Origin of the sequence: Cryobacterium sp. N22, assembly GCF_002929555.1 — a bacterium.
Classification (GTDB): Bacteria; Actinomycetota; Actinomycetes; order Actinomycetales; family Microbacteriaceae; genus Cryobacterium.
The window spans coordinates 15,346-40,486 of record NZ_PJJP01000038.1 but is presented as its reverse complement, the minus strand read 5'-3'; the positions used below and the strand labels follow the sequence as shown (position 1 = coordinate 40,486).

21 protein-coding genes are annotated in these 25,141 nt (G+C 69.8%); 17 read left to right on the top strand and 4 right to left on the bottom strand.

Features of this window, described 5'->3' with window-relative positions:
* Window positions 1-51: 51 nt before the first annotated feature.
* On the top strand, window positions 52-276 hold the full coding sequence (locus tag CXY76_RS14115) for a hypothetical protein (protein ID WP_104165642.1): 225 nt from the start codon (window positions 52-54) through the stop codon (window positions 274-276).
* A gap of 101 nt (window positions 277-377) precedes the next feature.
* Here CXY76_RS14115 and CXY76_RS14110 read toward each other — a convergent pair whose 3' ends face one another.
* Both CXY76_RS14110 and CXY76_RS14105 read right to left on the bottom strand, forming a co-directional pair.
* On the bottom strand, window positions 378-1,688 hold the full coding sequence (locus CXY76_RS14110) for a DUF1254 domain-containing protein (RefSeq protein WP_104165640.1): 1,311 nt from the start codon (window positions 1,686-1,688) through the stop codon (window positions 378-380).
* 196 nt (window positions 1,689-1,884) lie between these two features.
* On the bottom strand, window positions 1,885-2,295 hold the full coding sequence (locus CXY76_RS14105; protein ID WP_104165638.1) for a DUF3054 domain-containing protein: 411 nt from the start codon (window positions 2,293-2,295) through the stop codon (window positions 1,885-1,887).
* A 197-nt stretch (window positions 2,296-2,492) separates the two neighbouring features.
* On the opposite strand from CXY76_RS14105, the gene sucC reads away from it, so the two are divergent.
* From sucC to CXY76_RS14050, 11 genes are all read left to right on the top strand, one after another.
* Entirely contained in the window at window positions 2,493-3,662 is a 1,170-nt protein-coding gene (sucC, locus tag CXY76_RS14100) for an ADP-forming succinate--CoA ligase subunit beta (RefSeq protein WP_104165635.1), read from the top strand.
* A gap of 33 nt (window positions 3,663-3,695) precedes the next feature.
* On the top strand, window positions 3,696-4,583 hold the full coding sequence (sucD, locus tag CXY76_RS14095) for a succinate--CoA ligase subunit alpha (protein ID WP_066597484.1): 888 nt from the start codon (window positions 3,696-3,698) through the stop codon (window positions 4,581-4,583).
* Window positions 4,584-4,708: 125 nt separating this feature from the next.
* Window positions 4,709-6,268 (top strand): APC family permease, encoded by a 1,560-nt coding sequence (locus CXY76_RS14090; RefSeq protein ID WP_104165632.1) that lies wholly within the window; start codon window positions 4,709-4,711, stop codon window positions 6,266-6,268.
* Window positions 6,269-6,352: 84 nt separating this feature from the next.
* Window positions 6,353-7,612 carry a DUF6350 family protein gene (locus tag CXY76_RS14085; RefSeq protein WP_104165630.1) on the top strand — a complete coding sequence of 420 codons (1,260 nt, stop codon included), beginning with the start codon at window positions 6,353-6,355 and terminating at the stop codon, window positions 7,610-7,612.
* Window positions 7,613-7,621: 9 nt separating this feature from the next.
* A complete protein-coding gene (gene purN / locus CXY76_RS14080; protein WP_104166072.1) occupies window positions 7,622-8,215 on the top strand; it encodes a phosphoribosylglycinamide formyltransferase in 594 nt (197 codons plus the stop codon).
* The gene (gene purH / locus CXY76_RS14075; RefSeq protein ID WP_104165628.1) at window positions 8,212-9,891 is read left to right on the top strand and encodes a bifunctional phosphoribosylaminoimidazolecarboxamide formyltransferase/IMP cyclohydrolase; all 1,680 of its coding nucleotides are present in this window, start codon (window positions 8,212-8,214) and stop codon (window positions 9,889-9,891) included. Before purN ends, purH begins: the two co-directional genes overlap by 4 nt.
* Window positions 9,892-10,055: 164 nt before the next feature.
* Window positions 10,056-11,276: a mechanosensitive ion channel family protein gene (locus CXY76_RS14070; RefSeq protein WP_233199862.1), complete on the top strand. Its 1,221-nt coding sequence runs from the start codon at window positions 10,056-10,058 to the stop codon at window positions 11,274-11,276.
* 343 nt (window positions 11,277-11,619) lie between these two features.
* Complete coding sequence (ddaH, locus tag CXY76_RS14065; protein WP_104165626.1) at window positions 11,620-12,429, top strand: dimethylargininase; 810 nt, start codon at window positions 11,620-11,622, stop codon at window positions 12,427-12,429.
* A gap of 445 nt (window positions 12,430-12,874) precedes the next feature.
* The gene (locus CXY76_RS14060) at window positions 12,875-14,725 is read left to right on the top strand and encodes an ABC transporter ATP-binding protein (protein WP_104165624.1); all 1,851 of its coding nucleotides are present in this window, start codon (window positions 12,875-12,877) and stop codon (window positions 14,723-14,725) included.
* The gene (locus CXY76_RS14055; protein WP_104165622.1) at window positions 14,722-16,527 is read left to right on the top strand and encodes an ABC transporter ATP-binding protein; all 1,806 of its coding nucleotides are present in this window, start codon (window positions 14,722-14,724) and stop codon (window positions 16,525-16,527) included. The genes CXY76_RS14060 and CXY76_RS14055 overlap by 4 nt, the downstream gene beginning before the upstream one ends.
* A 283-nt stretch (window positions 16,528-16,810) precedes the next feature.
* Window positions 16,811-18,070 (top strand): NAD(P)/FAD-dependent oxidoreductase, encoded by a 1,260-nt coding sequence (locus CXY76_RS14050; RefSeq protein ID WP_199190318.1) that lies wholly within the window; start codon window positions 16,811-16,813, stop codon window positions 18,068-18,070.
* Here the strand turns inward: CXY76_RS14050 and CXY76_RS14045 are convergent.
* Complete coding sequence (locus tag CXY76_RS14045; RefSeq protein WP_104165619.1) at window positions 18,045-18,365, bottom strand: MGMT family protein; 321 nt, start codon at window positions 18,363-18,365, stop codon at window positions 18,045-18,047. The genes CXY76_RS14050 and CXY76_RS14045 overlap by 26 nt on opposite strands.
* Before the next feature lie 3 nt (window positions 18,366-18,368).
* Window positions 18,369-18,821 (bottom strand): GNAT family N-acetyltransferase, encoded by a 453-nt coding sequence (locus CXY76_RS14040; RefSeq protein ID WP_104165617.1) that lies wholly within the window; start codon window positions 18,819-18,821, stop codon window positions 18,369-18,371.
* 164 nt (window positions 18,822-18,985) lie between these two features.
* On the opposite strand from CXY76_RS14040, the gene CXY76_RS14035 reads away from it, so the two are divergent.
* The 5 genes from CXY76_RS14035 to CXY76_RS14015 all read left to right on the top strand — a co-directional run bounded on the left by CXY76_RS14035 (window position 18,986) and on the right by CXY76_RS14015 (window position 25,140).
* Window positions 18,986-20,200, top strand: a complete 1,215-nt coding sequence (locus CXY76_RS14035; RefSeq protein WP_104165615.1) for an NADP-dependent isocitrate dehydrogenase — start codon at window positions 18,986-18,988, stop codon at window positions 20,198-20,200.
* A gap of 180 nt (window positions 20,201-20,380) precedes the next feature.
* Window positions 20,381-22,276, top strand: coding sequence for a heavy metal translocating P-type ATPase (locus CXY76_RS14030; RefSeq protein WP_104165613.1), 1,896 nt, complete (start codon window positions 20,381-20,383; stop codon window positions 22,274-22,276).
* A gap of 44 nt (window positions 22,277-22,320) precedes the next feature.
* On the top strand, window positions 22,321-23,589 hold the full coding sequence (locus CXY76_RS14025; protein WP_104165611.1) for an MFS transporter: 1,269 nt from the start codon (window positions 22,321-22,323) through the stop codon (window positions 23,587-23,589).
* A gap of 227 nt (window positions 23,590-23,816) precedes the next feature.
* Entirely contained in the window at window positions 23,817-24,692 is an 876-nt protein-coding gene (locus tag CXY76_RS14020; protein WP_104165609.1) for a helix-turn-helix domain-containing protein, read from the top strand.
* A 55-nt stretch (window positions 24,693-24,747) separates the two neighbouring features.
* The gene (locus tag CXY76_RS14015; RefSeq protein ID WP_104165607.1) at window positions 24,748-25,140 is read left to right on the top strand and encodes a DUF1761 domain-containing protein; all 393 of its coding nucleotides are present in this window, start codon (window positions 24,748-24,750) and stop codon (window positions 25,138-25,140) included.
* Window position 25,141 lies beyond the last annotated feature (1 nt).

Sequence of the window (25,141 nt, the reverse complement as noted above, 5' to 3'; positions counted from 1 at the left end):
CGATCCCGCACCGTTCAGCGTCGGCGCGCGTCCACAGGAGGCTCGATCATCATGACCAACGATTCCGACGGCCTGTGGCCGCACGACCCCGAGGCGCTCGACGACAACCGCACCGTCGACGACCTCGAGATCCCCGAGGACGAGGAGCTTCTTCCCGACGAGGAGGACACCGCGCCGACCGACGTGGAGAACACCGACGAGTGGGGTGATGATGCCGACAACCGGCTCGTCGACCTGGGCGAGGACACCGACGACGACGAGGGCCTCGACCGCTGACGCTGGTCGGGCGGCCGCTTATAAGGACATCGGCCGGAAAAAAGGATGCTGTGTCCAATCCCGTCCTTATAAAGTCACTTTTTCCTTATTTCAAGCCCTACCTATGCCAGCCGGGTGACCGCGGGGGGCACCCAGGCGCCGTCGAGCACCTCGCGGCGCGGGCCGTACAGGCGCATCGTCACCCCGAGCGGCCCGTGCGGCGCCGGCAGCCAGTTGGCCACCAGGTCATCCGTCGGCCGCTCGTGCTGCAGGACGAGGTCGAGCGACCCGTCGGCGTTGTAGCGCAGCGCATCCCGGTCGCCGATCGCATACCTGTCGATCGGGTTGGCGGCCGGGAAACCGTCCGCGTCGTACATGGTCAGCGACCAGAACGCCTCGACGGGCGGCAGCTCGTGCCTCTCGAAGTGCAGCCGGTAGCGGTTCCCGCCGTCGAGGGGCCGGCCATCGGCATCCGTCATGAGGATCGGGTACACCGCGTCCTCCGGCGGGTTCGCGCCAAGGCCCACGAGCGCCACCACGGCGCGCTTGAGGTAGTCGTTGCCGTAGTTGCCCATGGTCTCCACGTTGAGCAGCCAACCGTTCACCCGCCGGCCCAGCATCGGCAGCGTGGCCAGCATGGTCGCCCGGGCCTCGGCCACCCCGTCTTCGAGCAGAGCGGTGTCCGCCGCATCCAGGCTCTCGCTGTCGAACGGCAGACCCGGCACGATGCCGAGGTGCCGGATCCTGGCCAGGATCGAGAAGTCGGTATCGTGCACCGGCACGGTCCGCAGCGCCGACGCGGCGCGGCGGAAGAACTCCACCCCGCTCAGCCGGGCCACGGTACGCAGCGGTGCGGTGGTCGAGTCCACGGTCGGGTCGAGCGGGAACTGGACGTATTGCGGCGGCAGGGTGAGCGACAGCTGGTCTTGCAGCGCCCGCACCACCGGGTAGTCGTCGACACCATTGGTCTGGAACCGGCCCACGACCCAGACGCGCGGGGTGGGGGCCTGGATGAGTCCGTGGCCGTCCGCCGGCTCGCCCGCCCAGCCCGGGGGGACCACAAGAAGGTCCAGCGCTGCGGTTCCGGTGGTGCGCTTGCCCGGGTTGGCGAAGACCTCGGTCCACATGTCGATCAGCGGCAACAGGTAGTAGCGGTCGGCGGTGTCTGGCAGGTGAATCACGACTGGGCCCGCACCGAGTTCGAGCCAGGCGATCGAATACAGGGTGTCGAAGTTGGGCCGCACGACGTCGCGGAACTCGGCCGTCGGGAAGTTGCGGGTGTGCACGAAGGTGTTCTCGGGGCCGCGGCCGAAGATCCGCCCCGGCGCCGTGTTGATGCTCTGCTGCCGGGTGACCTCCATCAGCACCAGCGGGTACAGGTAGAGGTAGGCCTCCTCGGCCAGGGTCTTCGGGTCGATCGACAGGGTGCTCATGCGCTCCTCCTGCGGGGTCGGGCCACGCCAGGGAAGCCCGGGCGAGCGAACCGTTCGCAGATATTGTGGCCCAGCCCTGCGGCCGGGCACAGGGCGACCGCCGGTCGGGGCGGGAAAGCAGGGCGGCTATCGCGGGCAGGTCACCGGGTTTCGGCAAGCTCAACCAGCGACGTGGGCTCAACCAGCGAAGTGGGGCTCACCCAGCGAGAGGGGAGCCGTTCGCCGGTGCGCCGCGGCGGTTCAACCTCTGCACGAGCAGCGCGATCGCGCGCCAGCCGAGCAGGAACACCCCGAGGACGAGGAAGGTCACGATGACGAAGCTCAGCTGCACGCCCTGACCGGTGACGACCCGCAGCAGCAGGCCCACGACAACGGTGATCAGCCACACGCCCACCCCGGTCCAGAGGATCCGCAACGGCGTGCGCCGGGCCATCAGAAGCAGCCAGGCCACCACCAGTCCGGTCAGGAACGGCCACCAGGTGTCCAGCACGCCCCAGAGGCCCTCACCGTGGCTGGCCCGGCCGATCACGACGAAGAGCAGCAGCAAGGCCGCATCCAGGCCGGCCGCAAACGAAACGAGGGCGAAGCTGGAGTTGCGATACGGCATAAGCCCAGAATACCGGCCGCGGGCAGACTCGTTTCGGCACCAAGCACCCCTCCGGGGTCGAGACACCCCGGGCTCATCTGAGAAGGTAGAGTTTGAGATGGTCAGTATCTCTCGACGTCGAGCTAGTTTTCGCGCCGGGGAACCAGACCACACCTACCCCATGCACGGAACGCTATGACGCGGATTGGAAGAGCAGCGTGGATCTTTACGAATACCAGGCCAGAGACCTGTTTGAGCAGTATGGAGTCCCGGTTCTGCCGGGCATCATCGCAGACACGCCCGAGGAGGTGCGCGCCGCGGCCGAGAAGCTCGGCGGTGTCGTCGTCGTCAAGGCGCAGGTCAAGGTCGGCGGCCGCGGCAAGGCCGGCGGCGTGAAGGTCGCCAAGACCCCGGATGAGGCCGAAGCCGCCGGGCGCGCCATCCTGGGCCTGGACATCAAGGGGCACACCGTGCACCGGGTGATGGTTGCCGGGGGAGCCCGCATCAAGCAGGAGTTCTACTTCTCTGTGCTGCTGGACCGGTCCAACCGCTCCTACCTCTCGCTCGCCAGCTACGAGGGCGGCGTGGAGATCGAGGTTCTCGCGGTGGAGAAGCCCGAGGCGCTCGCCTACGTGGCCATCGACCCGACCGCGGGCATCGACCTGGCCAAGGCCAAGGAGATCGCCGTGCTGGCGAAGTTCCCGGCCGAGCTGGTCGACAAGGTCGCCCCGGTCTTCGTGCAGCTGTACAGCGTGTTCGCCGGCGAAGACGCCACCCTCGTGGAGGTCAACCCGCTGGTGCTCACCGAAGAGGGCGACATCATCGCCCTGGACGGCAAGGTCACCATCGACGAGAACGCCGGCTTCCGCCACCCCGGCCACGCCGCGCTCGAGGACAAGGCCGCCGCGGACCCGCTCGAGGCCAAGGCCAAGCAGAACGACCTCAACTACGTGAAGCTCGACGGCGAGGTCGGCATCATCGGCAACGGCGCAGGGCTGGTCATGTCCACCCTCGACGTGGTCGCCTACGCCGGTGAGGAGCACGGCGGCGTCAAGCCGGCCAACTTCCTCGACATCGGCGGCGGAGCATCCGCAGCCGTCATGGCCGCCGGCCTCGACGTGATCCTCGGCGACCCGCAGGTCAAGAGCGTCTTCGTCAACGTCTTCGGCGGCATCACCGCCTGCGACGCCGTCGCCCACGGCATCGTCGGCGCGCTCGCCACCCTCGGCGACGCCGCGAACAAGCCCCTCGTGGTGCGCCTCGACGGCAACAACGTCGACGAAGGCCGCCGCATCCTCAACGAGGCCAACCACCCGCTGGTCACCCTGGCCGCCACCATGGACGAGGGCGCCGCCAAGGCCGCCGAACTCGCCCACGCCGCCCGCTGATCGCGCCCGTCGAGATCAAGGAATAGGAAAAACATGTCAATCTTCCTCAACAAGGACTCCAAGGTCATCGTTCAGGGCATCACCGGCGGCGAGGGCACCAAGCACACCGCCCTGATGCTCAAGGCCGGCACCCAGATCGTCGGCGGCGTCAACGCCCGCAAGGCCGGCACCACCGTCACCCACGGCGATGTCGAGCTGCCCGTCTTCGGCACGGTTGCCGAAGCCATGGAGAAGACCGGCGCGGATGTCTCCATCGCGTTCGTGCCGCCGGCCTTCACCAAGGACGCCGTCATCGAAGCGATCGACGCCGAAATCGGCCTGCTCGTGATCATCACCGAGGGCGTGCCCGTGCAGGACTCCGCCGAGTTCTGGGCCTACGCCCAGGAGAAGGGCAACAAGACCCGCATCATCGGGCCGAACTGCCCCGGCATCATCACCCCCGGTGAAGCGCTCGTGGGCATCACGCCGGCGAACATCACCGGCAAGGGCCCGGTCGGCCTGGTCTCCAAGTCGGGCACCCTGACCTACCAGATGATGTACGAGCTGCGCGACCTCGGCTTCTCCACCGCCATCGGCATCGGCGGCGACCCGATCATCGGCACCACCCACATCGACGCGCTCGCCGCGTTCGAGGCCGACCCGGAGACCCTCGCGATCGTCATGATCGGCGAGATCGGCGGCGACGCCGAGGAGAAGGCCGCCGAGTACATCAAGGCTCATGTCACCAAGCCCGTCGTGGGCTACGTGGCCGGCTTCACCGCACCGGAAGGCAAGACCATGGGCCACGCCGGCGCCATCGTCTCCGACGGGGCTGGAACCGCGCAGGGCAAGAAGGAGGCCCTCGAGGCCGCCGGGGTCAAGGTCGGCAAGACGCCGAGCGAGACCGCGACCCTGCTGCGCGAGGTTCTCGCCGCGCTGTAGACCGCACCAGACGACGAAGGGCCCGCCGATCCGGCGGGCCCTTTCTCGTGCGCGGGGCGGCGAGTACTATGCCCGCACACGCGTACCCGCGCACAACGGATGCCGCTGCCTTCGATCGGAGGACCATGTCCCGCAACGACGCCACGGCCCCGGTCCGGCCCGATCCTGCCCCCGCCTCGGGCAAGGGCCTGGCCGCCGGAACGCTGGGCCTGTTCGGCTCCACGGTCATCGGGCTCGCCTCCACGGCCCCGGTGTACTCCCTGGCCGCGACGCTGGGCTTCGTGGTGCTCGCCGTGGGCGCCCAGGCTCCGGTGGTGTTCGTGATCGCGTTCATCCCGATGCTGCTGGTGGCGTTCGCCTACCGGGAACTGAACCGGGACATCCCGGACTGCGGTACGACGTTCACCTGGGCGACCAAGGCGTTCGGCCCGTGGGTGGGCTGGATGGGCGGCTGGGGTGTGGCGGTGGCCGGCATCGTGGTGCTCGGCAACCTCGCCCAGATCGGCGGCCTCTACTTCTGGCTGCTGGTGGCGCCGGACCTGGCCGAGAACGAGCTCATCGTGACCGTCACCGGGGTGGTGTTCATCGTGCTGATGGTGTGGGTGAGTTACCGCGGCATCGAGATCGGTGAACGGCTGCAGAACGTGCTGCTGGGCTTCCAGTACCTCGCCCTGATTCTGTTCACCGTGTTCACCCTCTGGGCGGTGTTCGACGGCAGCGCCCCGGCCGGCTCCACCACCCCGCAGGCCGAGTGGTTCAACCCGTTCGCCCTCACCTCGTTCAGCGGGCTCGTCGAGGGTGTGCTGCTGGCCCTGTTCATCTACTGGGGCTGGGACACCTGCCTGTCGCTGAACGAGGAAACGAAGGACCCCAAGCGGATTCCGGGCCAGGCGGCGGTGCTCACCACGATCATCCTGCTGGTCACCTACGTGGGCGTCGCCGTCGCCGCGATGGCCTACGCCGGACTCGGCACCGAGGGATTCGGCCTGGGCAACGAGGGCAACGCCGACGACGTCTTCTTCGCACTCAAGGACGCCGTGTTCGGCCCGTGGGCCTGGTTGCTCGTGGCCGCCGTGATGATCTCGGCCATCTCGTCGACCCAGACCACCATCCTGCCCACCGCCCGCGGCACCCTCGCGATGGCCGTCTACAAGGCCCTGCCGCGCCGGTTCGCCCAGGTGCACCCGCGCTTCCACACCCCGTCGTTCTCCACCCTGATCATGGGCATCGTCGCGGTGGCCTTCTACGTGGGAATGACCCTGGTGAGCTCCAACATCCTCAACGACACCATCCTCTCGCTGGGACTGGCCATCGCGTTCTACTACGCCATCACCGGCTTCTCCTGCGTCTGGTACTTCCGGCACGACCTGTTCACCAGCTGGCGCAACGCCTGGATGCGCTTCGTCTTCCCGCTGGTCGGGTCGCTGCTGCTCACCGCGGCGTTCGTCTTCTCGGTCATCGACATGCTCGACCCCGACTATGGCTACACGGTGCTGTTCGGCGTCGGCGGCGTGTTCGTAGTGGGAGTCGGGTCGCTGTTGTTCGGGGTGCTTGTGATGATCGTCTGGTCGTTCTTCGCCGGCGCCAAACCGTTCTTCCGCGGTGAGTCGCTCAACCGCGAGACCGCGGTTCTGGTGCCCGACGAGGACCTGCCGGTGATCCGGTCGGTGGACGGCGGGATCTGACCGACGGATTTAGCCCGGGATTCGGCCCGAGCGCGGCGGGGTACGACGAACCCGCAGCCCGCCCACGGTAAGCTCCCTGCGGATATGAACCGTATAACGACTGCCCTGCTCGCCGCGCTCGAGGCGCTCATTGTCGTCGCCATCGGAGTGGGCATCGCCCTGGTGCCGCTGACGATCCTGTGGGGCACCCACTACGAACTGGGCATCGACTGGTTCGTTTTCTGGCGTGCCGCCGTAGACGTCTGGCTGCTCGGCAACGGCGTCGACCTCGCGGTGCAGCTGCCCGTCGACGTCTCGGCCTCGCTTGGCCTGCCCGGCTCAGAATTGCCGTTCACCCTGAGCATCGCGCTGCTCGGTTTCGCGCTGCTCGCGGTGCTGTTGGGTGTGCGCACCGGCCGCCGCGCCGCCGGCACCGAGTACAGCCTCACCGCGGCCGGCGTGGCCGTGCTCAGCTATGGGCTGCTCGCCGCGCTGCTCACCCTCTCCGCCGGAACCAGCGTCGTCACGCCGGCGCCCGTGCAAGGCATCCTGCTGCCGACCCTGGTCTTCGCCACCGGCGTGCTGATCGGCCTGGCCGGGGCGACCCGGACGGCCGGGACGGTGCTGCCCGGCTGGGTGAGCCGCCCGGTCGGCGACCGGCTGGCCCGGATCCCCGCCGAACTGCGCAGCCAGCTGCTCGCGGGACTCCGCGGCGGCACCGCCGCCGTCGCCGGCATCATGGTCGTCTCCGGTCTGGCCGTGTGCGTGTCGGTACTGGCCAATTTCGCCACCGTGATCGGACTCTACGAGACCCTGCAGGCCGGGGTGATGGGCGGCATCACCCTCACCATCGGGCAGCTCGCGTTCATCCCGAACGTCGTCATCTGGGCTGCCAGCTGGTTCGTCGGCCCCGGAATCGCCCTCGGCGCCGGCAACAGCGTCTCCCCGCTGGGCACGACGCTCGGCGCCGTACCCGGCCTGCCGTTGTTCGGAGCACTCCCGCACGGAACCCTGGAGCTCGGCTTCCTGGGCCTGCTCGTTCCGGTGCTGATCGGCTTCGTGGTGGCGGTGGTCGTGCGGCAAAGCGTCGACAGGCGCGCCAACGCCCCGCACGGCACGGCGCGGATGCTCGGCACCGGTGCCCTGATGGGCGTCGTCGCCGGCATCCTGCTCGGCCTGCTCGCCTGGTGGTCGGCCGGAGCGATGGGACCGGGGCGACTCGCCGAGGTCGGTCCCAACCCGCTGCTCGTCGGGGCGTTGACCGCCCTGGAGGTCGGCGTCGCCGCCGCACTCGGTATGCTCGTCGGTGGCCGACGAGCCCGGAGCACAGACTCCGGTGCCGAGGAACTCTCAACGAAACGGTAGGCTCGGATGGTGCTGTCACTGGTCGTATTGATCTCCGGCGGAGGATCGAACCTGCGCTCGCTTCTCGAGGCGTCCGCCGACGCCGAGTTCCCCGCCCGGGTGATCGCCATCGGCGCTGACCGGGACGCCGAGGGGCTCGCGCTCGGTGAGGAATTCGGCATCCCGACCTTCACGGTGCCGTTCGCCTCCTACGCCGACCGTGACGCCTGGGGCGACGCCCTGCTCGAGCAGATCCAGCAGTGGCAGCCCGACCTCACCGTGCTCAGCGGCTTCATGCGCCTGCTGCCGCCGCGGGTCGTGGGCACGCTGTCGCCGCACCTGATCAACACGCACCCCGCCTTCCTGCCCGAGTTCCCCGGTGCCCACGGGGTGCGCGACGCGCTCGCCGCCGGGGCGACCCAGACGGGTGCCAGCATCATCGTTGTCGACAATGGCGTGGACGACGGACCGATCGTGAGCCAGGAACGGGTGCCGGTCTACACCGACGACACCCAGGACTCGCTGCACGACCGCATCAAACTCGTCGAACGCCGCCTGCTTGTGCAGGCCGTGCTGGACATCGCCAACGGACACGTCGATCTCAAGGAGCATTCCCCCATATGAGCGGTCACACCAACGCCCGGAGCCTCTACCGCGACCGGGACCTCATTCCCGTGCAGCGCGCGCTGATCTCGGTCTCAGACAAGACCGGCCTGGTCGAACTGGCCAATGCCCTGGCCGCCGCCGGGGTGGAAATGGTCTCCACCGGCTCCACCGCCGCCACCATCCGCGACGCCGGCCACGACGTGACGGATGTCGCCGCCGTCACCGGGTTCCCGGAGTCGCTCGACGGCCGGGTGAAGACCCTGCACCCGAGCGTGCACGCCGGCATCCTCGCCGACCTGCGCCTCGAGGCGCACGAGAACCAGCTCGCCGACCTGTCGATCGCCCCGTTCCAGCTCGTCGTGGTGAACCTCTACCCGTTCGTCGAGACCGTCGAGTCCGGTGCGGAACCGGCCGACGTGATCGAGCAGATCGACATCGGCGGACCGGCCCTGGTGCGCGCCTCCGCCAAGAACCACCCCAACGTGGCCATCGTGGTCGACCCGGAGAACTACCCGGAGATCATCACGGCCGTCGGCGCCGGCGGCAGCACCATGCGCCTGCGCCAGAAGCTGGCCTCGCTCGCGTTCGAGCACACCGCCAACTACGACCTGAGCGTGTCGGCCTGGTTCACCGAGAACGTCTACGACCAGTGGCAGGACGACGCCGAGGCGCTCGGCGAGGAGATCCTCGACGCGTTCGACGCGATCGTCGGTGCTGAGGAGACACAGGCCGACGCCCTGTTCCCCGAGACTCTCGCGATCGAAGCCTCCCGCGGCACCGTGCTGCGCTACGGCGAGAACTCGCACCAGGCCGCCGCGCTGTACCTCGGCGAGGGCGGCCAGGGCATCGCCCAGGCCAAGCAGCTGCACGGCAAGGAGATGTCGTACAACAACTACGTCGACGCCGACGCCGCCGTGCGCGCCGCGTTCGACTTCAGCGAACCGGCCGTGGCGATCATCAAGCACGCCAACCCGTGCGGCATCGCCGTGGCCAACCCCAAGGCTCCCGACGCCATCGCGTCGGCGCACCACCGCGCGCACGACTGCGACCCGGTCTCCGCGTTCGGCGGGGTCATCGCCGCCAACCGCGTCGTCACGCTGGGCATGGCCGAGTCGGTCAGCCAGATCTTCACCGAGGTGCTCGTGGCGCCCGGCTTCGAGCCGGCCGCGTTCGAACTGCTCTCGGCCAAGAAGAACATCCGTCTGCTCGAGCTGCCGGCCGACTACCGTCGTTCGTCGCTGGAGCTGCGCCAGATCTCCGGCGGACTGCTCGTGCAGGAGACCGACACCTTCGACACCCTGGACACCTCCGAGTGGCGCCTGGTGTCCGGTCCCGAGGTGGATGACGCCACTCGCGCCGACCTCGAGTTCGCCTGGAAGGCCTGCCGCGCGGTGAAGTCCAACGCGATCCTGCTCGCGCACGCCGGCGCATCCGTGGGTGTGGGCATGGGCCAGGTCAACCGGGTCGACTCCTGCCACCTGGCCGTGAGCCGGGCGGGGGAGCGTGCCGAGGGCGCCGTGGCCGCGTCCGACGCGTTCTTCCCGTTCGCCGACGGCCTCGAGGTGCTGCTGGAGGCCGGCGTGACCGCGGTCGTGCAGCCCGGCGGTTCGGTGCGCGACGAGGAGGTCATCGCCGCGGCGACGGCCGCCGGTGTGTCGATGTACTTCACCGGGGAGCGTCACTTCTTCCACTGATCCGGAGTCAGTGACCTGACGCCGGGTGCGGCATCCGTTTCTTCTCGGATTCCGCCCCGGCGTTCGCTTTTTTGTGGCTCTTCTCAGTCTTGGCTGCCATGATGGTAGGTCCACGTGACACCGCCGTTGCAGACCTTCTTAGACCTGACACGGAAAGGCCACTTGTGATCGATGTTTTCGGGCTGTCCCTGCCCGCCTTCCCGGTCGCCGTCGTCGCGGCGATCGTCCTGGCCCTCGCGATCACCGCGATCGCCGCCTTCGCGTTCCGCATGGTCGGCAAGCGCAGGGCCTGGGCGCGGGTTCTCGTGCAGCTGATCCGGGTGCCGTTCCGCATGACGGTGCTGATCGGCGCGCTCTGGCTGGCCGTCGCCGGCTACCTGGACATGCCCGACGACCTGGACGCCACGGTCGGGTTCATCTTCCGGGCCCTCTTCATCGGCAGCGGCACCTGGCTGCTCTGCGCACTGCTCTACTACGCCGAGGAGATCGCCGCCAGCCGGTACCGCATCGACGTTCGGGACAACCGGGTGGCCCGGCGGGTGCGTACCCAGCTGCGGATGCTGCGCCGCATCGGCGTCGTGGTGATCATCATCTGCGCCATCGGCACCGTCCTGCTGAGCATCCCGGGCGCCGCAACCGTTGGCGCGAGCCTGTTCGCCTCCGCGGGCCTGCTCAGCGTCGTGGCCGGTCTGGCCGCACAGTCCACGCTGGCCAACATTTTCGCCGGCATGCAGCTCGCGTTCAACAACGCGCTGCGCGTCGACGACGTCGTCATCGTCGAGTCCGAGTGGGGCAAGATCGAGGAGATCACCCTCACCTACATCGTCGTGCACATCTGGGACGACCGGCGCATGGTGCTGCCGTCGACGTACTTCACCACCACCCCGTTCCAGAACTGGACCCGGCACACCAGCGAGCTGCTGGGCCAGATCGACTTCGACCTGGACTGGCGCGTCAACCCCGCCGCGATGCGCGAGGAGCTCAACCGTGTGGTCGCGCAGACCGACCTGTGGGACGGCCGGGCCGTGGTGCTTCAGGTGACGGATGCCGTCGGAGGTTTCGTGCGCGTGCGCGTGCTGGTGACGGCGCAGGACGCTCCGACCCTGTTCGACCTGCGCTGCTTCGTGCGGGAGAACCTGATCGACTGGGTCAACGCCGAGAACCCCGATGCCCTGCCGCTGAACCGCGTCGAGGTACGCCAGCAGCCGGAGACCCCGCCGGTGCGCCCGTCCAGCCACGCCCGTAAGCCCGCCCGCCCGGTGATCGAGGCGCCCGGACTGTTCTCCGGCGACGAGGGCGGCAAGGAACGCGCCCAGCACTTCACCGAGTCGATCGCCGTGCAGGACTGGGAGGACGCCCCCGAGACCGTCCCCGCGGCCCGCTAGCGCCCCCGCTCCCTGCGTCGTTCGCCGACGTGCCGCATTCTGCCCTTTCGCACCGCGCGAAAGGGCATTTTGCGGCACCTGGCGGATGCGGCGTTGGCCGACTTGCGGCATCCGGCCCCATGGCGCTTCGGGAAGGGGAGGTTTGCGGCGACTCGGGTGGGACCATTTACGCGGCCCGGCTGGGGCCTCAACCGGCAACTCGGCGGAGGTCGTGGCACCGAGTGGGCAGTAGAGGCCGCCTGGATGGTCGCGGAGGGGCCTCACGTGGCTACTCGTGAGGCGGGCTCGCGGGCCGCAACGCAACACATCACCGGGAACAAACGTCGGCGGTTAGGCTGTGCGCATGACAACCTCCGGTGACTCTGGCCGCCCTGCCGACGCGACGCCATCGGGTGCCAGGCGCGCACTGGTGCGCCGGCCCGTCGACATCCTCGCCAACGGGGAGATCACCCACATCGAACGTCTGCCCATCGATCTGGAGCTGGCCCGGGTGCAGTGGGACGGCTACGTGGCGGCGCTGCAGTCCGAGGGCTGGGCCACCACCGAGGTGCAACCGGCGCCCGACCAGCCCGACTCCGTCTTCATCGAGGATGCGGTGATCCTGTTCGGTCGCACCGCCGTGCTGAGCAGCCCCGGTGCGCCCAGCCGGCGCGGCGAGACGGCCGGCGCCGAGGCGGCCGTGCGCGCCCTGGGCCTCACGGTGCGCCGGATCGACCTGCCGGGCACCCTCGACGGCGGCGACGTGCTCAAGGTGGACGGCACGGTCTACGTGGGCCAGAGCCTGCGCACCAATGCCGAGGGCGCCGCGCAGCTCGCCGCCATCGTCGACCCCCTCGGCTACACCGTCGTCCCGGTCCCGGTGACCCGCGCCCTGCACCTCAAGACCGCGATCACCGCCCTGCCGGACGGCACCATCATCGGCTACCCGCCACTCGTGGACGACCCGGGCCTGTTCGAACGGTTCGTGCCGGTGCCCGAAGCCGAGGGCACCGCCGTGGTCGTGCTCGACGAGCACACCCTGCTGATGTCGGCCGCCGCGCCGCGCACCACCGAACTGCTCACCGGGCTGGGCTACCGGGTCGTGACCGTGGACATCACCGAATTCGAGAAGCTCGAGGGCTGCGTCACCTGCCTGAGCGTGCGGGTGCGCTGAGCCGACGCGAAAATTCGTGCTTGCGCCCGAGCCGCCCCCGGCTCTATCCTGAAAGGCTGCCTGAACAGGGGGGGCACAAGACGATGACACGAAACGCTCAGGAGGCCGACATGACTAAGACAGCTCGCACCAGGTACGCATCGATTGCGACCGGCGCTGCCTTCGTCCCGGCGCTCCGACTCGCCTCCGCCTAGGGGCCCGGCCAGAGAACCCCGCCGCCCGCGCCCGCGCGGGCCGGCACATTTGAGCGGGCGTCACCGCCCGCTTCCTCTCCGGACGCGCTCACGGCGCGCCGGCACCGGGTAGCACCGCACGCCGACGGCAGCACCGTCGGCACCCGCCGCCAGCACCATCGGCTTCGCCGCGGCTCCCGCACCCACCCAGCCACGCACCATCCAGCCCGCCGGCGCTTCAGCGCCGCAGCTGGCCCAGCCAGGAACCTCTCATGACCACCACCGCTCCACAGCATCCGCCGCACAGCATCCCCACGCCCGCCGCGCGCTCCAACACCTTCCGCACCCTGCTGCGGCTCTACCCCTATGCCAAGCCCGCGTTGCCGCGTCTGGGCCTGGGCATGCTCGCGGCGCTGCTGGCCTCGCTGGTGGCCCTGGCCATCCCGCAGGTGTTGCAGCAGCTCGTCGACGGCGCCCTCAGCCAGGGCGACACCGCACCGATTTGGCCCGCCGTGCTCACCGTGCTCGGCCTCGGCGTGCTCGAGGCGGGCATGATCGCGCTGCGCCGCTGGTTCGTGCTCGTTCCCGGCACGCACATCGAATCCCGGATGCGCAACGCCCTCTACGCCCGGCTGCAGGACCTACCCGTGACCTTCCACGACCGCTGGCCGAGCGGGCAGTTGCTCTCCCGCGCCGTGAGTGACCTCAACATGATCCGCCGCTGGATCTCGTTCGGCCTGGTGCTGCTCGTGGTGAACTTCCTCACCATCATCGCCGGCGTGGTGATCCTCCTGTCGATGAACTGGATCCTCGGCGTGATCTTCCTGGTCTGCTCGATCCCGATCTGGATCTACGGCTACGTCTTCGAGGAGAAGTACTCGGTGATCGCGAGGCGCAGCCAGGACCAGTCCGGCGACCTGGCGACCGCCGTCGAGGAGTCCGTGCACGGCATCCGCGTGCTCAAGGCGTTCGGCCGCGGCAGCTTCGCACTGAAAAGCTTCGCCAGCCAGGCCGAGGAGCTGCGCGGCACCGAGATCGAGAAGGCCCGCGCCATCGCCGGCATCTGGCTGTGGCTGCTACTGGTACCCGACGTCGCGTTCGCGCTCTGCCTGGTCTCCGGCGTCTGGCTCACCAGCCAGGGCCAGCTCAGCGTCGGCGAGCTGGTGGCGTTCTTCGCCACCGCCACCGTGCTGCGCTTCCCGGTGGAGTCGATCGGCTTCCTGCTGTCGATGACCTTCGACACCCGCACCGCCACCGACAGGTTCTTCGACATCCTCGACACCCCCAACACCATCACCGACCCGCCCCGGCCGGTCACCATCACCAGCCCGCGCGGCCGGCTCGCGTTCGAGAACGTGCACTTCCGTTACGCGGACTCGCCCGAACGCTTCCCCGACCTGCTCGACGGCGTGAACCTGGTGCTCGAACCCGGCGAGACCATGGCCCTGGTCGGGCTCACCGGCTCCGGCAAGTCCACCCTGACGGCGCTCACCACCCGGCTGTACGACGTGACGGATGGCTCGGTGACCCTCGACGGGGTCGACGTGCGCGCCCTCCGCCGCGATGAGCTGCGCCGGCACATTGCCATGGCGTTCGAGGACGCCACCCTGTTCTCGGCATCCGTGCGCGACAACGTGCTGCTGGGCCGCCCGGAGTTCGCCGAACGGAGCCCGCAGGCCGACGCCGCCCTGGCCGAGGCCCTGCAGATCGCGCAGGCCGCGTTTGTGCACGACCTGCCCAACGGGGTCGACACCCTCGTCGGCGAGGAGGGCATGAGCCTCTCCGGCGGCCAGCGGCAACGCGTGGCGCTGGCCCGCGCCGTGGCCGCGGCGCCGGCCGTGCTGGTGCTCGACGACCCACTCTCGGCGCTGGACGTGAACACCGAGTCACTGGTCGAGGCGGCCCTGCGCCGGGTCCTCGCGTCCACGACCGCGCTGATCGTGGCGCATCGCCCGTCCACGGTGATGCTCGCCGACCGGGTGGCCCTGCTCGAAGCGGGCCGGATCACCGCCGTCGGCACGCACTCCGAGCTGCTGGCCACGAGCCCGCACTACAAATTCGTCATCTCCAGCCTGGAAGACGAAGAACGACGAGAGTCCGAGCGAGCGGGAGAAGCACTGTGAGTGTCATCGGCGTCGAAGGCGAAGAACGCCTCGACTACACCAAGGCCGAAAGCGCGCAGATCCGGCGCCGTTCGTTGCGCCTGCTCGGCTCGCTGCTGTTCCCGGTGCGCTGGTCGGTGGTCGTGGCGATGCTCGTCGTCGTCGTGTCCACCGCCGCGCAGGTCGCCGGGCCGGCGCTGATCGCGTACGGCATCGACAAGGGCCTGCCCGCCCTGCTCGAACAGGACTGGGTGCCGCTGGCGGCGACCGGTGTGATCTACCTGGTCACCGGCATCACCGGCGCCCTGCTGATCGCCTGGTACACCGTGCTCTCCGCCCGGATCAGCCAGGCCGTGCTCATCGACCTGCGCAAGCGCGTGTTCCTGCAGACCCAACGGCTCAGCCTCGAATTCCACGAGTCGTATACTTCCGGGCGCATCATCTCCCGGCAGACCAGCGACCTGGATGCGATCCGGGAACTGCTGGACTCCGGCATCAACCAGCTCGTGCAGGGCCTGCTCTACATGGCCTTCACCGGCATCGCCCTGGTCGCCCTCGACGGGGTCAGCGGGCTGGTGCTGCTCGTCGCGCTCGTGCCGCTGCTGGCGCTGACCCGGTGGTTCCAGGTGCGCTCGCAGCACCTGTTCCGCCAATCCCGCACCGCGTCGGCGAGCCTGATCGTACAGTTCGTCGAGACCATGACCGGCATCCGCGCGGTCAAGGCGTTCCGCACCGAGAAGCGCAACGAGGGCGTCTTCGGAAAGCTCGTCGAGTCGTACCGTCTGGTCAACGCCCGGGTCATCCAGCTGTTCGGCGTGTTCGACCCCGGGCTGATCCTGATCGGCAACGTCACCGTCGCCGCGGTGCTGCTGGTCGGCGGCTTCCGCGTGGCGGACGGGCAGCTGGCCATCGGCGCGCTGCTCGCCGCGCTGCTGTACACCCGCCGGTTCTTCGACCCGATGGAGGAGATGGCGATGTTCTACAACTCCTACCAGTCGGCCGCGGCCGCGTTGGAGAAGATCTCCGGGGTGCTCGAGGAGCAGCCCGGGGTGCCGGACCCTGTCACGCCCGTGGACCTGTGGACGTCGAAGGGCGCCGTTCAGTTCGACAACGTGCAGTTCGAGTACCAGGCCGACCGGGTCATCCTGCCGCACTTCAGCCTCACCCTGGAACCCGGGCAGACCATCGCCCTGGTCGGGTCGACGGGCGCCGGCAAGTCGACCCTGGCCAAGCTGATCTCCAGGTTCTACGACCCGTCCCACGGCCGGGTACTGCTGGACGGCGTCGACCTGCGCGACCTGCACCCCAAGGACCTGCGCCGGGCCATCGTGATGGTGACCCAGGAGGCGTACCTGTTCAGCGGCAGCGTCGCCGACAACATCGCGATCGGCAAGCCGGAGGCGACGCGGTCGGAGATCGAGGCCGCCGCCAGGGCCGTGGGCGCGCACGACTTCATTGTTGGCCTGCCCGGCGGCTACGACACCGACGTGAACAAGCGTGGCGGGCGGGTCTCGGCCGGCCAGCGGCAGCTGATCTCGTTCGCGCGGGCGTTCCTGGCCGACCCGGCGGTGCTGATCCTCGACGAGGCCACCTCGTCGCTGGACATCCCCAGTGAGCGGCTGGTGCAGGAGGCCCTGCAGACGCTGCTCAGCGACCGCACCGCGGTGATCATCGCGCACCGCCTGTCGACCGTGGCGATCGCCGACCGGGTGCTGGTGATGGAGAACGGGATCATCGTGGAGGACGGCACCCCCGACATGCTCATCTCCGGCACCGGCCGGTTCGCCCGGCTGCACGCCGCCTGGCGCGAGTCCCTCGTCTAACCCCTCCGCGAACTGTGAGCTAAGCCCCAAAAACCTCGAGTTTTGGGTGCTTAGCTCACGGTTCGCGGGCGGGTTCGCGGGCGGGTTTGAGTCGGGGGTGTTTCGGGGAGGTCAAGGGTGTCGAACCTCTTGCCGGGAACCGGCCCGACGTGCTTGACACTCCCGGGGCGGGCGGCGAATGTGGAGCCACAGAACACAACCGCCCGAACGAGCACGCTCGTTCCCGAGTCGGCGCCGTGGGGACATCCGCGGGCCCGGCCTGTCTGATCGGGGAGCACCCAGCATGGAGTCAGTCACCATCGTGGGCGCGGGGGTGGTGGGCCACGCCAGTGCCGCGGCCCTCCGTGCGCACGGCTACGCCGGCCGTATCACCGTGCTCGGCGGCGAACGCCACCGGCCCTACGACCGTCCGCCGCTGGGCCGCGGCTTTCTCACCGGGCAGACCACGATCGACGAGCTGGCCCTGGAGGCCCCCGACGAGGACCTCGGCGCCGACTGGCGGCTGGGGGTCGCGGCCGTCGCGCTCGACGCCGCCGCGCACCGGGTGACGCTGGCCGACGGCCGCACCGTCGACTCCGACGCCGTCGTGATCGCCACCGGATCCGCCGCCCGCCGCCTGGCGACCATGCCCCGCGGGGCGCACACGCTGCGCACCGTGGAGGACGCCCTGGCGCTCCGCGAAGAACTACTGCCCGGCGCCCGCCTGGTGGTGGTCGGCGCCGGCGTGGTCGGCCTCGAAGTGGCATCGACCGCCCGCGACCTGGGCCTACAGGTGACGGTGCTCTGCAGCAGCACGGATGCGCTCCGCACGACCTTCGGCGCCACCGTGGCCGGCGCCGTGTTCGGGTTGCACGCGCGCCGGGGCATCACCGTGCGCACCGACCTGCGGGTGACCGACCTGATCGGCCCCGGCTGGGTGTCCGGGGTCCGGCTGAGCACCGGGGAGGAGATCGGCGCCGACGTGGTGCTGCTCGACATCGGCGCGGTGCCGTTGGTGGGCTGGCTGGGCGGCTCGGCCCTGGACCTGCGAGGCCGGGACCTGAGTGGCGGCGTGGTCGCTGACGCGGCCGGCGCCACCGGTCTGCCCGGCATCGTCGCGGTCGGCGACTGCGCGGCCTGGCTGCACCCGGTCACCGGCAAGCACCACCGCATCGCGCACTTCAGCGACACCCGCAACCGCCCGTCGATCGCGATGGCCGCGCTGCTCGGGGTCGACCCGGCGGCGGCGTCGGCACCCGCCACGCTGACCTCGCAGCAGGCCGGCGCCCTGGTGCAGTTCACCGGCCGGCTGCACGGTACCGAGTCGATGACGATCGAGGCAGGCGGCGTCGACACCGGCGACCTGCTGGCCGTCTACCGCAGCGGCGACCAGCCGGTGGCGGTTCTGGGCATCGACCAGCCCGTGCGAGTGGCGGAGTGGCAGGCCCGGCTGGCCGAGCGTGGCGGGAGCCACACCGGAACCGCCGCGCACGCCGGCACCGCGGTGCAGGCCGACGCCGTTGTGCCGGCCGGCACCGTCACGGACGCCAGCGCGCCCGGCTGAGATCCACCCTGTAGCCGGTCTCCGGCTCGGCGCCGGGCTTGAGCGGCGTCTTCTCGGCCCGGTAGTGCACCAGGGCCCGGGCCTCGTGGCCTATCGGCGGATGCCCGCCGGCGCGGATCACCCGCCACCACGGCGCATCCGCCCCGAACTGTGCCATCGTCTGGCCGACCACCCGGGCGGCACGGGAGCCGAGGGTGGCGGCGACGTCGCCGTAGGTCATCACACGGCCGGGTGGGATCGCCTCGACGATCTCGAGCACAGCCTCGACGAACGGGCTGGCCGGGTTGAGGCGCACGGGCTACAGGGTGAGCGCGCCGATGACCTCGCCGAACTCGGTTTCACCGATGTCGGCGAAGCCGATGCGGTGGAAGAAGGCCTCCGGGCCGTCTTCGCCGGGCTCCCAGATCACCGTGATGCGGTCGAAGCCGCGGTGACGGGCCTCTTCAGCGAGGGCCTCGGCGGCGAACTTGCCCACACCCATGCCCTGGGCTTCGGCGTCGACGTTGATCCGCCAGATGCAGGCCCGGAACTCCTCCTGCGGGGATTCGGGGTCGAAATTGCCGTGGATGAAGCCGGCGACCTCGCCGTCGAGCAGCACAACACGCTGCCAGGCGGTGGCCGGGTTGATCACGGATGCGGCGACCGAGTAGGAGACCGGCGCGATGAATTGCTCCTGACCGGGCTTGAGGCTCAGGTTATTGGCCGCGACGATGTTGCGCGCGGACAGTTCTTCAAGTCGGAGTTCAGGCATACACCCTAGGCTATCGCCCGGCCGCGGCGGCAGGTAGTCGGGTTTGTGGGGGACGCGGCGACCGGCGACGAACCGCCGGCCAACTGTCTCGATGTCGAGACAGTTACCGCCCTCGGCTAGGATTGTTCACGGCCACCACGCCCCGACTCACTGAGGAGAATCCATTGTCGAAGATCAAGGTTGCAGGTACTGTCGTCGAGCTTGACGGGGACGAGATGACCCGCATCATCTGGCAGGCCATCAAGGACTCCCTGATTCACCCGTACCTCGACATCGACCTCGAGTACTACGACCTCTCGATCCAGAAGCGTGACGAGACCGACGACCAGATCACCGTCGACGCGGCCCGCGCCATCCAGAAGCACGGCGTCGGCGTGAAGTGCGCCACCATCACCCCCGACGAGGCCCGCGTCGAGGAGTTCGGCCTGAAGAAGATGTGGGCGTCGCCCAACGGCACCATCCGCAACATCCTCGGCGGCACCATCTTCCGTGAGCCGATCATCATCTCCAACATCCCGCGCCTGGTGCCGGGCTGGAACAAGCCGATCATCATCGGCCGCCACGCCTTCGGCGACCAGTACCGCGCCACCAACTTCCGCTTCGAGGGCGAAGGCACCCTCACCATGACCTTCACCCCGAAGGATGGCGGCGACCCGCAGCAGTTCGAGGTCTTCCAGGCGCCCGGCAGCGGTGTCGCCATGGGCATGTACAACCTCGACAAGTCGATCATCGACTTCGCCCGCGCGTCGCTCAACTACGGCCTCGAGCGCAACTACCCGGTCTACCTGTCGACCAAGAACACCATCCTCAAGGCGTACGACGGTCGGTTCAAGGACATCTTCCAGGAGATCTTCGACACCGAGTTCAAGGACCGCTTCGAGGCCGCCGGCCTCACCTACGAGCACCGCCTGATCGACGACATGGTCGCGTCGGCGATGAAGTGGGAGGGCGGCTACGTCTGGGCCTGCAAGAACTACGACGGCGACGTGCAGTCCGACACCGTCGCGCAGGGCTTCGGTTCGCTCGGCCTGATGACCAGCGTGCTCTCCACCCCCGACGGCAGCGTCGTCGAGGCCGAGGCCGCGCACGGCACCGTCACCCGTCACTACCGCCAGCACCAGCAGGGCAAGCCCACCTCGACCAACCCGATCGCGTCGATCTACGCCTGGACCCGCGGCCTGTCGCACCGCGCCAAGCTCGACGGCAACCCGGCGCTGGCCGAGTTCGCTCACACCCTCGAGGATGTGGTCGTGAAGACCGTCGAGAGCGGCAAGATGACCAAGGACCTCGCGCTGCTGGTCGGCCCGGACCAGGGCTACCTCACCACCGAGGAGTTCCTGGCCGCGATCGCCGAGAACCTGCAGACCCGTCTGGCGTAACCCGCCCGCACGCACAGAAGGCCCCGCCGATCGGCGGGGCCTTTTCTGCGCGCAACTGGTGCTTGTGCGGACAACTGCGCCCGGTGTGCCGGGACCATTTGTCCGCACCGGGCACAGTTAGCGGGAACGGGGCGACTCTCCGTGCTGGTGCGCACGGGCATCCGAGGCGACAATGGAGCCATGTCCACGCTCAGGGGAGCATTCCGTCGGTATCCGGTTGTGGCGGCAACCATCGCCATCGGCCTGCTCGGACTGCTGCTCTGGGCCGCGGGGCTGCCGGTTGCCGTGCAGTGGCTGTTCTCCGGCCTCGGCCTGGTCGTGGTCGGCATCCAGGGTGCCGGCATGGTCAAGCGGATTCGGCAGGGCTCGTTCGGCGTGGACCTGCTGGCGATCATGGCCATCATCGCGACCATCCTGGTGGGCGAATACGTGGCCACCCTGCTGATCGTGCTGATGCTCTCCGGCGGGGCCGCGCTCGAGGACTACGCCGCGGGGAGGGCCCAGCGGGAGCTGAACGCCCTGCTCGACCGGGTGCCGCAGGTCGCGCACCTGCTGCGCGAAGGTTCCTCCGACGTGGATGACGTACCGGCCACCCTGGTGCAGATCGGAGACCTGCTGCTGGTGCGGCCCGCCGAGATCGTGCCCGTGGACGCCGACCTGGTCTCCGCCGCGGCCGCGTTCGACGAATCCTCGCTCACGGGCGAGAGCCTGCCCGTGGAGCGGCGAGCCGGCGACCCGGTGCTCAGCGGCTCGATCAACGGGCAGACCGCCGCCACGGTGCGCGCCACCGCCCTGGCCGCCGACAGCCAGTACCAGCAGATCGTGGCGCTTGTGGCCGAGGCCGCCGCGAGCAAGGCCCCCGTCGTGCGCCTCGCCGACCGGTACGCGGTGCCGTTCACCGGGGTGGCCCTGCTGATCGCGGGCCTGGCCTGGTTCGTCTCCGGCGACCCGGTGCGTTTCGCCGAGGTGCTCGTGGTCGCCACCCCGTGCCCGTTGCTGCTCGCCGCGCCGGTGGCGTTCATGGGCGGCATGAGCCGGGCGGCCCGCAACGGCATCATCGTCAAGGGCGGGGGAGTGCTCGAGACGCTCGCCCGCGCCAGGACCGTGGTGTTCGACAAGACCGGCACCCTCACCTACGGCACCCCGACCATCGCCCGGGTCTGCCCGGAGCCCCCGTTCACCGAAAACGAGCTGCTCAGCCTGGCCGCGTCGGCCGAGCAGTATTCGTCGCACGTGCTCGCCGCATCCGTCGTCACCGCCGCCGAACAGCGGGGCCTGTCCCTGCAGCGCACCGAGTCGGCCGCGGAGGCGCCCGCCCAGGGCGTGACCGCGCGGTTCGGTTCGCAGGAGGTGATCGTGGGCGGGCTGTCGTTCGTGGCCGACCACGCCCCGGATGCCTACCCCGCCGACCTGTCCGGCGGCGAACTCGCCATCTACCTCGCCGTCGACGGCCGGTACGCGGGCTGCGTCGTCGCCAGCGATCAGGTGCGCGACAACGCCCGCGCCACCGTGCAGGCGATCGAGCGGTTGGGCGTGCGCGAATCGGTGATGCTCACCGGTGACACCCGGCCCACCGCGAACCACGTCGCCCGGTTGGTGGGCATCACCCGGGTGCGGGCGGACTGCCTCCCCGCCGACAAGGTCGACGCCGTGCGGGCCATCCGTGAGCGGCCGGTGATCATGGTCGGCGACGGCGTCAATGACGCGCCGGTGCTCGCCGTGGCCGACGTGGGCATCGCCATGGGCGCCAAGGGGTCCACGGCGGCCAGCGAATCGGCGGATGCCGTGATCCTGCTCGACGACCTGTCCCGCGCCGCCCGGGCGGTCGCGATCGGCCGGGACACCGTGCGGATCGCCCTGCAGAGCATCTGGCTGGGCATCGCGATGAGCATCGGCCTGATGATCGCCGCCGCGTTCGGGCTGATCCCCGCCACCGTGGGCGCGTTGCTGCAGGAGCTGGTCGACCTGGCCACCATCCTCAACGCGTTGCGGGCCATCGGCGGGCGCCGCGACGTGCGTGCCCGCGGCGTGGCCGCCCGAATCCCGGTGGCGACGCAGCCCGTGCCCAGCCGCTGACGAGGGCGAGCCTGCCGGGCCTGCCGAGCGCCTAATCTGGAGGGATGCGACGCATCCGTTTACCGTTCGGGCCCACGACCAGCCGAACGGCGAACGAACCCCGCCTGGGCCGGGATGTCTACGTGCTCGGCGTGATCGCGTTCTTCGTCATGGTGGGCTTCGGCGTGGTCGTGCCGGTGCTGCCGGTGTACGTGAAGAGCTTCGGCGTGGGCAACCTGGAGATCGGCGCGGTGGTGTCGGCGTTCGCCCTGATGCGCTTCATCGCCAGCCCGGTCTGCGGCAAGCTCATCGACTGGGCCGGCGAACGCACCATCCTCGCCGTGGGCATCGGCATCGTGGCGGTGTCAAGCGGTCTGGTCGGCATCGCCGGCAGCTACCCGCAACTGTTGCTGCTGCGCGGCGCGGGCGGCATCGGCTCTGCGATGTTCACCGTCGCGGCGATGACCCTGCTGCTGCGCACCACGGCGCCGGGCATCCGCGGCCGCGCCGTGGGCTTCTACCAGGGCGGTTTCCTCATCGGCGGCATGGCCGGGCCGGCGCTCGGCGGCCTGCTCGCCACCATCTCGCTGACCGCGCCGTTCTTCTTCTACGCCGGCACCCTCGCCGTGGCCGGGGTGATCGGGCTGGTCCTGCTGCAGCCGGCCACCCGCGCCGGCGCCGGTCCGACCGGCGCCCCGGTTCCGTTGCTGCCGCTGCGCACGGTTTTGCGCGACCCCCGGTTCCGCGCCGCCTGCCTGGCCAACTTCTCCCAGGGCTGGTCGTCGTTCGGGGTGCGCGGCGCCCTGGTGCCGGTGCTCGTCGTCGAGGTACTCAAGGGGCCGAGCGCCTGGACCGGCATCGCGTTCGCCGTCGCCGCCGTCGCGCAGACCCTCGCGCTGGCGCCCGCGTCACGGTTCGTCGACACCGTCGGCCGCAAACCGGCCATCATCGGGTCTTTCCTGGTGGCGGCCGTGACGATCACGGCGATCCCGTTCGCCCCGAACATCTGGCTGCTCACCGCACTGCTCTGCGTCTACGGCGTCGCCGCGGCGTTCATGGGCACCGCGCCGGCGGCATCCGTCGGCGACGCGGCGGGCACCGCGGGCGGCCGCCCGGTGGCGATCTTCTCGATGTTCTCCGACTTCGGCGCCATCGTCGGCCCGCTCGTGGCCGGGCTGCTCGCGGACACGGTCTCGTACCCGGCCGCGTTCCTGATCGGCGGGCTGCTCTTCGTGGCCACCTCCCTCTACGCCCTGCGGATGCCCGGCGGCCTGCCCGCCCAGCCCGCCCCCGAGCCCCCGGCGGCGCCGGTCACCGACCCCCTCGATCGCTGAGCCGCCCGCGTCGTTTGGCGAGTGGGCAGTTGGGGCCCGTTGGGCGGCCCTGGACGGGCCTCAAGTGTCATCTCGCGACAGGCATCTGTGGCGAGTAGGCGGTTGGGGCCCGTCGCGGGTCGCGCCACGGGCTCGAAGTGTCGTCTCGGCACCGGCAGGCCGGTGCCTTGCGACGCGCGCCTGGTGTGCGGGTAGTCCTCGGCCGCGGTCGGTCCTACGGTGGGGGCATGGCCTACCTCGAGGTGCCCGTGCCGGCCGATCTGGCGCCGGAGGTGCTGCGGCTGTGGTACCTCGAGCAGCCCGTCGAGCAGCGCTACGAGCGCATCTTCCCGCAACCCGCCCTGCACCTGATCCTCAACCTGTCCGACCCGTATCGGTTGTTCGACCTGCAGACCGGGGCGGCGCGCACGCTCGGCGCGGGCTTCCTGTCCGGGCTGCAGCCGCGGTTCCTGATGACCCAGAGCCCGCCGGCGATCCGGCACGTCGCCGCCGAGCTGGCGCCGTTCGCCGCCGCGAGGTTTCTCGAGCTGCCCGCCGCCGACCTGACCGGCACCGTGCGCGAGAGCCAGGGGCTGCTCGGTGACACCGACACGCTGCGGGAGGCCGCGCGGCGGGCCCCCGACCCCGAGGCGGCGGTGGCGCTGCTGATCGACCACCTGCGCGCCCAGCGGCGGCCCGGCTCGGCGCCGCCGCCGGTGGTGCGGGCCTGGGCCGGCATCCACCAGAACCCGGATGCGCCGATGCCGGTGATCGCGGCGGCCGCCGGGCTCAGCCACCACCGCCTGATCGACGACTTCAGGTCCTGGTGCGGGGTCACTCCCAAGGTCTACGCCGACATCGTGCGGTTCCGCCAGTTCATTCAGGCGCTGCCGTTGCAGGGGCCGATGCCCAGCTGGGCCGACCTGGTGGCCACCTCCGGGTACTACGACCAGCCGCACTTCATCAGGGTCTTCCGGGCGTTCACGGGGTTCTCGCCCAGCCGGTACCTCGACATCGTTGCCCGCTTCGGCGCCGACTACGCCGCCTTCGTGCCGTTGGACGAACCGGACGGTGTGCCGTCGCCGGGTGCGCCGGAATTTTCTACAAGACGCCCCGTGCCCTGAGGGTTAGCGTGACAGTGTCCCGGAGACGCCGGGACCAGGCATCCCGGGAGCAGTCATGGACGTGTCATTCAACTGGCTGGCGATCGCGCTGGCCGCACTCTCGTCGTTCGTCATCGGCGGGCTCTGGTACTCGGTGCTGTTCGCCCGTCCCTGGCAACGCGCGGCCGGTGTCACCGACGCGCAGCTGGCGCACGGAACCGCGCGGGTCTTCATCGGGTCGGCAATCCTGGCGGTGATGATGGCGATCAGCCTGGCCGCGTTCATCGGCTCGAACGGGGCGGCCTTCGGTGTGTTCGCCGGATTCGCCACCGGTGCGACCTTCGTGGCCGCCGCCTTCGGTGTGAACTACCTGTTCGAACGACGAAGCCCGCTGCTGTTCGTCATCAACGGGTCGTACAACGTGGTGTCCTTCACCGTGATGGGCGCCATCATCGGCCTGATGCAGTAGG